Origin of the sequence: Bradyrhizobium sp. 154, from assembly GCF_023073875.1 — a bacterium.
Taxonomy (GTDB): Bacteria; Pseudomonadota; Alphaproteobacteria; order Rhizobiales; family Xanthobacteraceae; genus Bradyrhizobium.
This window is the reverse complement of the sequence record NZ_JADPKG010000113.1, coordinates 385,113-391,949: the sequence shown is the minus strand read 5'-3', so window position 1 is coordinate 391,949 and position 6,837 is coordinate 385,113. Positions and strand designations below refer to the sequence as shown.

Below are 6,837 nucleotides of genomic sequence, written 5' to 3'. Positions count from 1 at the left end.
GGCATCGGCCTTGATTAGGCTCGCATCGACTGCAAATCCTTCACCGCCGACCAGTCGTTCCTCGATGCAGCGCCGCAGCACGCTCTCGAACACGCGACGGAAGAGATCGCTCTGCCGGAAGCGGCCATGCCTGTTCTTGGAGAATGTCGAATGATCGGGCACCGTCCCATCCAGACCGAGCCGGCAAAACCACCGGTAGGCCAAATTGAGGTGAACCTCATCGCACAGGCGCCGTTCCGATCGGATGCCGAAGCAGTAACCGACCAGGAGCATCCGGATCATCAGTTCAGGATCGATCGAAGGTCGGCCGATGCTACTGTAGAAGGGTGCCAGGTCCTGCCTGATCTCTTGCAGATCGACAAACCTGTCGACCGATCTCAAGAGATGGTCGGCGGGAATATGCTTCTCGAGCGAGAACTCATAGAACAAAGCAGCCTGTTCGACTTGTCGATGCCCCATCATGATCTTCAGTCCTGCCAATTAGACCGACTGAATCACTGATATCTCTGCGTCGCAACTGCCGCCTTTTTCAACAAAATCGGCCAGAAATCGACACCTGCGGCATTCGAGCAGGTCTATGTCGTCGGTCTGGACGACGATGGAAAACCGCGGGGCGCTCGGTTCACTATTCTGAGGGACAGCATCGTTTCCGCGGCCATGGACATGAACTGCCGGGTTCTGATCCGGCAGCCCACCAAGGTGTGCGCAGTGGCCAGCAAGCTGCCGGTAGGACATGTTTTTGGCATGGGCAAAGTAGTGACGTTGTTCCTGCCGAACATCCGCCGCGAGCTCTATGTGGCGATATTGGCGGCGGAACGACTTGCTGCCCTGCAAGACAACCTCCGGGCCGCGGGAGCGCTTCTTCGTACAATTCATTGACCCTGTGGCCGCATATCTTTGCTGTCGTCCAGAATGCCGCTCAACAACGCGTTCTCGGCTGTTTTCGCGAAATTTAGCCGATCTGAATCGGCATCTTTTCTGGGTGAGATAGCACCCGCTTTTCCGCACGAATGATCGCCTCAGGCGACCCTAATTTCTCAGACATATCGCCTGAGAAAAAATGGGAAAAATCATCATGCAGACCACCCAACAAGGCAAAAGGCGGGCGTCGCGCTTGTCACCCGAACTCGCAGCGGCCATCCGCCCTGCAATGGAAGCAGCAACAAGACTGAGGCTGCGTGGCGGCCGGTTCGAAATATACAACGTCGTGGAAGAAGTCTATTCCCTCTACCTGGATTGGAAGAATCGCAAAATCGCGAAGCGGTCAGCTCGCGCCCTCGCCGGCCAGCTAGGCATCGCACGGCGCAAAAGAATGACCTCGATCCGCATTTTGATCGAGGCAGTCTTGCCTGAGGCGAACCACAAGCAAAAGAGCCGCTGGGTAAGAGCCCTGGAATACATCTCCTCCCAAGACGTCCCGGCCACTAGGCTACGGCAATTCGCGCGACTACACGATGGATTGGCCGGATGTGCGCGGGCAGCAGTGGAGATTAAAAGGAAGCGGAGGCGCTCGCTGCGCGATTTTCCAGAGGGCGATTGGGGTGACTGAGCTGCGATCATCTGCAACAGGCTATTGTCGGCATAACGGGAATCCAACTATTTCGACGCCCGTCTAGCCCGGCAATGCGGTCGAGGCGCTCAGTGCTCCCGGCGTGCGGGCAAAAAGAAAACGGGCCCCACTGAAATGTGGAGCCCGCGCCTTCTATTCTAAACATCTTTAGCGACTCGGCTCAACCGACGCGCCCAGTTCACGCTATATCCGCTTCCGCTGCCATATCCTCAACGTGGCCCGCCAGCTTTAAGAGCCCCTTATCGAGCTCGGTGATGCGACGTACCGCAAGCGCCAAGTCCGACCGCAGCTCCGCCACCTTTCGGGCGAGGCCAGCGCACCCCCATAGCTTTGCCGTTAACTCGGATAACCCTTCTGCCGAGCTCGTCCGCAAAATGAATGGCAAGTCGTCCTTTATCTTTCGGGCCTCGGACCTCAAACTCCCGCTATCTGCAATGACATCGAATAATTCTTCAATCTCATCGGGGAGCAGCGGGCTTCTCTCGCATGCTGCGATAGCGTGGGTAAGCTCCTGAAACTGCTGCGGACTGCATTTAATAGCATTTGCTCTTAGCTCGCTGTCAGCGAGCGCGTTTAGTCCGGCGAGGATGCTGTCGTAACTCATGATCATTTCTCCGTGGTTCGCCGCAGCTTCGCGGCTGCATTCCCAACGGGCATTTACAAGATCGCGAAATTCTCGCGGACAGGCTAACGACCCAGACGCAAGCGCACTCTTCCGGCTAAGGTGCTCGCTCAGGCGCGTCCGCATCGGCGGTAGCGGCACAGGCTCACACAACATTTCATGGTGAGAACCGCCCCTCCAAATTGCGTTTGACTATGTTGATCGAATTCACGGTTAGTGGAGGCGGAAAGTTATGTCACGAGACTCTACCGTGTATTCCGGGCATCCAGAGTAATCGCACGCCGGTGTGAGTCTGAGGCAGCACTGATTTAGAAAAACAAAGCTTGACCGTTCGAAACCACGGAATCAAGCAACAGTCGCGTAGCTCTTCCTATTAGAGAATGGAATATTGACGAGCTCGAATGTGTAGAAAGGTCTGGTATCGTGCATCGCCGCAGCAAAATTAGTGCGTTTGTCGTCTACTCAGAAAGCCATGCTGACAGTTTACATTATACACTGCAGGGCGACGACGCCCCTCAACTCGCTTCTGAGAGCCTTCTAATAGGCGAGCCGAGCAAGCCCAGTCGCGGACAGGTCCGTTACTGGCATGTCGTCCGCGACTAGCGCTTGCTCTCAGCCATGGTCTGACAGCAGGGCTGTCGGCGTCCACGACCAGGATTCTGCTCAGCCGTGGACCGGTCCCTCACAAGATGCGGCCCTACCAGGGGCTTCACTGTTTAACGAAGTTTCAGCGCAGGAAAGGATGGATCGTCACCATGCCGGATTATCCGGCCGAGGAAGCCCTGTCGATCCAGGAGAATTGCGAGTTCTGCTTGGTGATGTACCGCCAGTTCGTCCACTTTCGTATCTGCGTTGCCACGGGAATCCGTACATGGCATTCGATTCTTGAAGCGCGCCTTGAAGGTATAAGTGGCGGTGGTCACCAAGTCTTTGTCACGGGCCTTCTGAGAGGTGACGACCACGGGCCTTTCAACGTCCCCACTTTTTGGGTAGTGGCGACGGAACGTACCTTCAACTAGAGCTTTCCCTCCTCCGCTAAAAAGAAGATATAGATGAGGGCACCATCTCGGAGAGCGGCCATCGTCAAAGTGCTTGAGGTCGTAATCGATGCCGCCCAGGACTATTGGCGCGCTTATTGGGCCTCGACCAATTTGTTTACGTACGCGATCTTTAAGCCTGTCACAGTTGAAGCCGTCGAGATGACCGAGGTCGAACAGGTCTGGCGGTACAATGCTGACCGTAAACCAGAACTCTGGGTCACGGGCCATATATTCGGCCAGCGTTGAGCCCCACCAGCGGCGGAAGGCGCGCAGGCAGACCGGACACCCGGCCGAACGGCATCTGAAAAAACCACACCCGTTAAGACGCTCGGCGAGGGCGCGGCCAGGCTCACCAAATTCGGGAAGAGCGCTCACCAAACGGCGGCGCCGATCGTGAGCTTCACTCAGCGTCTCGAACTTTTTCAGATGTTTTGCAGGATCGTAGTCTTCGTTAATATCGGCGGAGTAGAAGTTGAATTTCATGAAGATCTCAGGGGTGGTTCAAGAGTAAGACGCTGGAATCGATCCATCCGAGCGGCGCTGAATCGGGCGCAGCCAAGGTTCGCTTTAAGCGAACCTGGCACGAGACTTCAGTCCCCCCAATCGTCTTCGTTCTCCTCCTGCACGCTCGAGCCGCTCAAAGCGGTGATGTCTTGAAACTCGATGGTCGGTTGCTCTCCAGCTGGGACACGAACGAAACCGATGATCTTGATCGCGGTGCTGTCGGCGAGATCGTCCAATTTCGCTCTGAGTTTTGGTGGCAGGGCAATCTGAACCTGCCTGTCAAACACGGGTTTTCTCTCTTTCCGGTGCCTTACGTCAGAATGATCCGCTTCGCCCTGCTCTGCAGTATTGGATCCGGGGGCGATAGGCGGTGATTTCCTGCGTGGGTCGTTGAGAGCCGCCAGCTGAGCAAGTTTCTGGATGCCGCCATGCTTCTGTAGGGCTTCAGGGATATTGTCGACCGAAACTCCAATTCGGTCGACTAGGTACCGAAGCGCGCGGGCCGCTTTTGAGGCCTTCTTGCGAGCCTCTTCCGACTTGGCGTCCGTGATGAAGATCATTGCGGCGTAAACGACGTCCGATTTTTGTCCAACGCTCTTCAGAAACTGATCCTTGCGCTCGCGGTCAGCCTCGATCGCCGTCGCAATGCTCATTGCGTCCGCGAACATCTGGTACAGAGCTAGCCGGTAGCGCTGATCAACGCGCCGGTATTCCTCCTTGATATGGTCAAGGCGGTCCAGCAGTTCATCGTATGAGTGCGGTGTAGCAACTAGTTCTTGGGACATAGGCTCACGTCTCCTTACTTTGTGTAAGCAAAACGCCAGCCGGCACTTCGTCATTCGCGTAGCTTAGATGCTACTCGATTGATTGAATCCCAGATCGGAATCGCTTGTTGACGCGCCTCGCGCGTGACTGCGCTGCCACGAATTCAGCAATAGGCGCATCAAAGGTCTAACATGGAGCCCGGTATTGGACCGGTACACCCTGCTTCGTCCGCTTTCCGACCATTGAGCAATTTCGATGCTAGGACGAGCCCGGCATCGGCTTTTCGGTTGTACAGCCCATACAATATGCTGTCAATCGCATTTTTATGTGTTATGATCGGTCATGAGAGACCCCTTAACGCCGCGTCTTCTGACCGCACAGGAATGTGCAATCCTGCTGCTGCGTCTGATTGAGCTTCGAAATCAGGAAGGTACGCCGACTAGCCGCGTACGTCTCTCTGATCTCACGTTGCGCCGTTTATGGGGGCGGCATCGCCTGGATAGAGAATTCGTGGAGGAAGTTCAGGAGTGGTTGTTTCGAGGTGGATGGACAATTTTCTTTGCGGGCTCCACATATGCCGCCATCAAGACCTCAGCAGTGCTAAATTGGTCCCGCCTATCGTCGAAGCGATTGTTTGAGGAAGTTGGCACTGACGATTTGAGGTTCATTCAAAATGGCGACTTTGATTTCGCCCGGCATGCGCGCTTGCTTGCAAGTGAAGCTGACATTTACGATAGCGACTGAGCGCGCGCGAGCTTCGTAACTGCCGAGCTGATGATCTATTGATCCCTGCTCGTAGCTAACATATCTTACGAGTACACACGGTTATATCCGGTGTTACGCTAGTTCTCCTCCACTCAGTCTGCGGACGAGTCACGTGAAACAATCGCCGCTGGTAACGGCGACTGGCACGTCAAAATGGAGTCGAAATCTGCTGGTTGCGCACTCAACGCGCGTCTTACGGCCGAACGTTCGCCCACCTCTGATGGTCGCGCATCACTTGGAAGTACTAGCGCGACTGTCTGGTTCTCAAACTCAACTACGACCCGGGACGTCGAGCCGGCGCCCGGCCCACAGCTTCCGCCGCGGTTGCTGAGCAGGCAACAGGCTGCTGCCTACTGCAACCTATCGCCGAGCGCTTTCTCGGCTTGGGTGCGGTCTGGCAGGCTGCCTTCGCCTCTTGCCGGCACAACGCGGTGGGACCTGAAAGCTATCGACCTTGCATTGGACATCATGAGCGGCCTCCAGCCGCAACAGGAAACGTCTGCCTTGGATGAATGGAGAGCTAAACGTGCGCGTCGATCTGAAAGGGGTTCATCGGGTTAAAGCCCGCCTCGCAACAGGCGAGGTCAAGACCTACTACTATGCTTGGCGTGGCGGACCACAAATCAAGGCCGAACCCGGCACGCCGGAATTTGTTCGCGAATACCACGAAGCGTACGCGAGCGTCCGGCAGCCCCGCGCCGGCACGTTCATGACGATCATCGCGCAGTATAAAGCTGCGCCAGAGTTTACGGCGCTCGCTCAATCGACAAAGCGCGCCTATCTCGCCTACATCAAGCTGGTCGAGGACGAATTCGGTGACCTGCCAATCGCCGCACTAACCGACCGTAGAGTTCGCGGCGAATTCAAGAGCTGGCGAGACAAGTTCGCCAACACGCCACGCAAGGCCGACTACGCCTGGACAACATTGGCGCGGCTCATGTCGTTCGCAAAAGACCGCGGCATCATTGCTACTAACCCATGCGAGCGAGGCGGCCGCCTCTATGCAGCCGACCGCAAAGACAAGATTTGGACGGAGCAGGACATTGCTGCGGTCCTGTCGGTCGCCTCGGCGGAGATCCAACTCGCCTTGATACTGGCCTTGTGGAGCGGCCAACGGCAGGGCGACCTGTTGCGCCTGCCCTGGTCAGCGTACGAGAGCCCCTACATTCGGCTGCGTCAATCGAAAGGGGGCCGGCGCGTCGCCATGCCGGCCGGCACCCCGCTGCGAGCCCTGCTTGATGCTACCGACCGTCGGGGGCCGCTCATCCTGACGAACACGCTGGGCCGGCCCTGGACGTCCGACGGATTTCGCACCTCGTGGTCAAAGGCCTGCGAGCGCGCCGGCATTAGTGGTCTCACCTTTCATGACCTGCGCGGCACGGCCGTGGTTCGGTTGGCGATTGCTGGCGCCAGCGTGCCGCAGATCGCTGCAGTCACGGGCCACTCGTTGAAGGACGTCGAAGCCATTCTCGACGCGCATTACTTGGGTCGCGATATTCAGCTCGCCGAAGCTGCGGTGCTGAAGCTCGAAGCGAGAACAAAACTGTAAAATGACCTGTAAAATGAAGCCA

The 6,837-nt window shown here is 56.7% G+C and carries 8 protein-coding genes; 3 read left to right on the top strand and 5 right to left on the bottom strand.

Annotated elements, in window-relative coordinates:
- Positions 1-462 (bottom strand): transposase (locus IVA92_RS30105; RefSeq protein ID WP_247534520.1); only part of this gene is annotated, 462 nt, incomplete at its 3' end.
- Between the two features lie 18 nt (positions 463-480).
- Entirely contained in the window at positions 481-834 is a 354-nt protein-coding gene (locus IVA92_RS30100; RefSeq protein ID WP_247278597.1) for a hypothetical protein, read from the bottom strand.
- Positions 835-1,060: 226 nt separating this feature from the next.
- On the opposite strand from IVA92_RS30100, the gene IVA92_RS30095 reads away from it, so the two are divergent.
- Positions 1,061-1,549, top strand: a complete 489-nt coding sequence (locus IVA92_RS30095; RefSeq protein WP_247278596.1) for a hypothetical protein — start codon at positions 1,061-1,063, stop codon at positions 1,547-1,549.
- 199 nt (positions 1,550-1,748) lie between these two features.
- Here IVA92_RS30095 and IVA92_RS30090 read toward each other — a convergent pair whose 3' ends face one another.
- The 3 genes from IVA92_RS30090 to IVA92_RS30080 all read right to left on the bottom strand — a co-directional run bounded on the left by IVA92_RS30090 (position 1,749) and on the right by IVA92_RS30080 (position 4,521).
- Positions 1,749-2,174 (bottom strand): hypothetical protein, encoded by a 426-nt coding sequence (locus IVA92_RS30090; RefSeq protein WP_247278595.1) that lies wholly within the window; start codon positions 2,172-2,174, stop codon positions 1,749-1,751.
- A gap of 734 nt (positions 2,175-2,908) precedes the next feature.
- Complete coding sequence (locus IVA92_RS30085; RefSeq protein ID WP_247278594.1) at positions 2,909-3,715, bottom strand: hypothetical protein; 807 nt, start codon at positions 3,713-3,715, stop codon at positions 2,909-2,911.
- 107 nt (positions 3,716-3,822) lie between these two features.
- Positions 3,823-4,521 carry a hypothetical protein gene (locus tag IVA92_RS30080; protein ID WP_247278593.1) on the bottom strand — a complete coding sequence of 233 codons (699 nt, stop codon included), beginning with the start codon at positions 4,519-4,521 and terminating at the stop codon, positions 3,823-3,825.
- Between the two features lie 322 nt (positions 4,522-4,843).
- Between IVA92_RS30080 and IVA92_RS30075 the strand changes: the two genes are divergently transcribed.
- Positions 4,844-5,245: a hypothetical protein gene (locus IVA92_RS30075; RefSeq protein ID WP_247278592.1), complete on the top strand. Its 402-nt coding sequence runs from the start codon at positions 4,844-4,846 to the stop codon at positions 5,243-5,245.
- Positions 5,246-5,792: 547 nt separating this feature from the next.
- Positions 5,793-6,815 (top strand): site-specific integrase, encoded by a 1,023-nt coding sequence (locus IVA92_RS30070; protein ID WP_247278591.1) that lies wholly within the window; start codon positions 5,793-5,795, stop codon positions 6,813-6,815.
- Positions 6,816-6,837: the final 22 nt, after the last annotated feature.

Coding starts and splice junctions, on each gene's coding strand:
- IVA92_RS30085 (WP_247278594.1), bottom strand. CDS start 3,715: ATGAAATTCAACTTCTACTCCGCCGATATTAACGAAGACTACGATCCT.
- IVA92_RS30090 (WP_247278595.1), bottom strand. CDS start 2,174: ATGAGTTACGACAGCATCCTCGCCGGACTAAACGCGCTCGCTGACAGC.
- IVA92_RS30095 (WP_247278596.1), top strand. CDS start 1,061: ATGGGAAAAATCATCATGCAGACCACCCAACAAGGCAAAAGGCGGGCG.
- IVA92_RS30080 (WP_247278593.1), bottom strand. CDS start 4,521: ATGTCCCAAGAACTAGTTGCTACACCGCACTCATACGATGAACTGCTG.
- IVA92_RS30075 (WP_247278592.1), top strand. CDS start 4,844: ATGAGAGACCCCTTAACGCCGCGTCTTCTGACCGCACAGGAATGTGCA.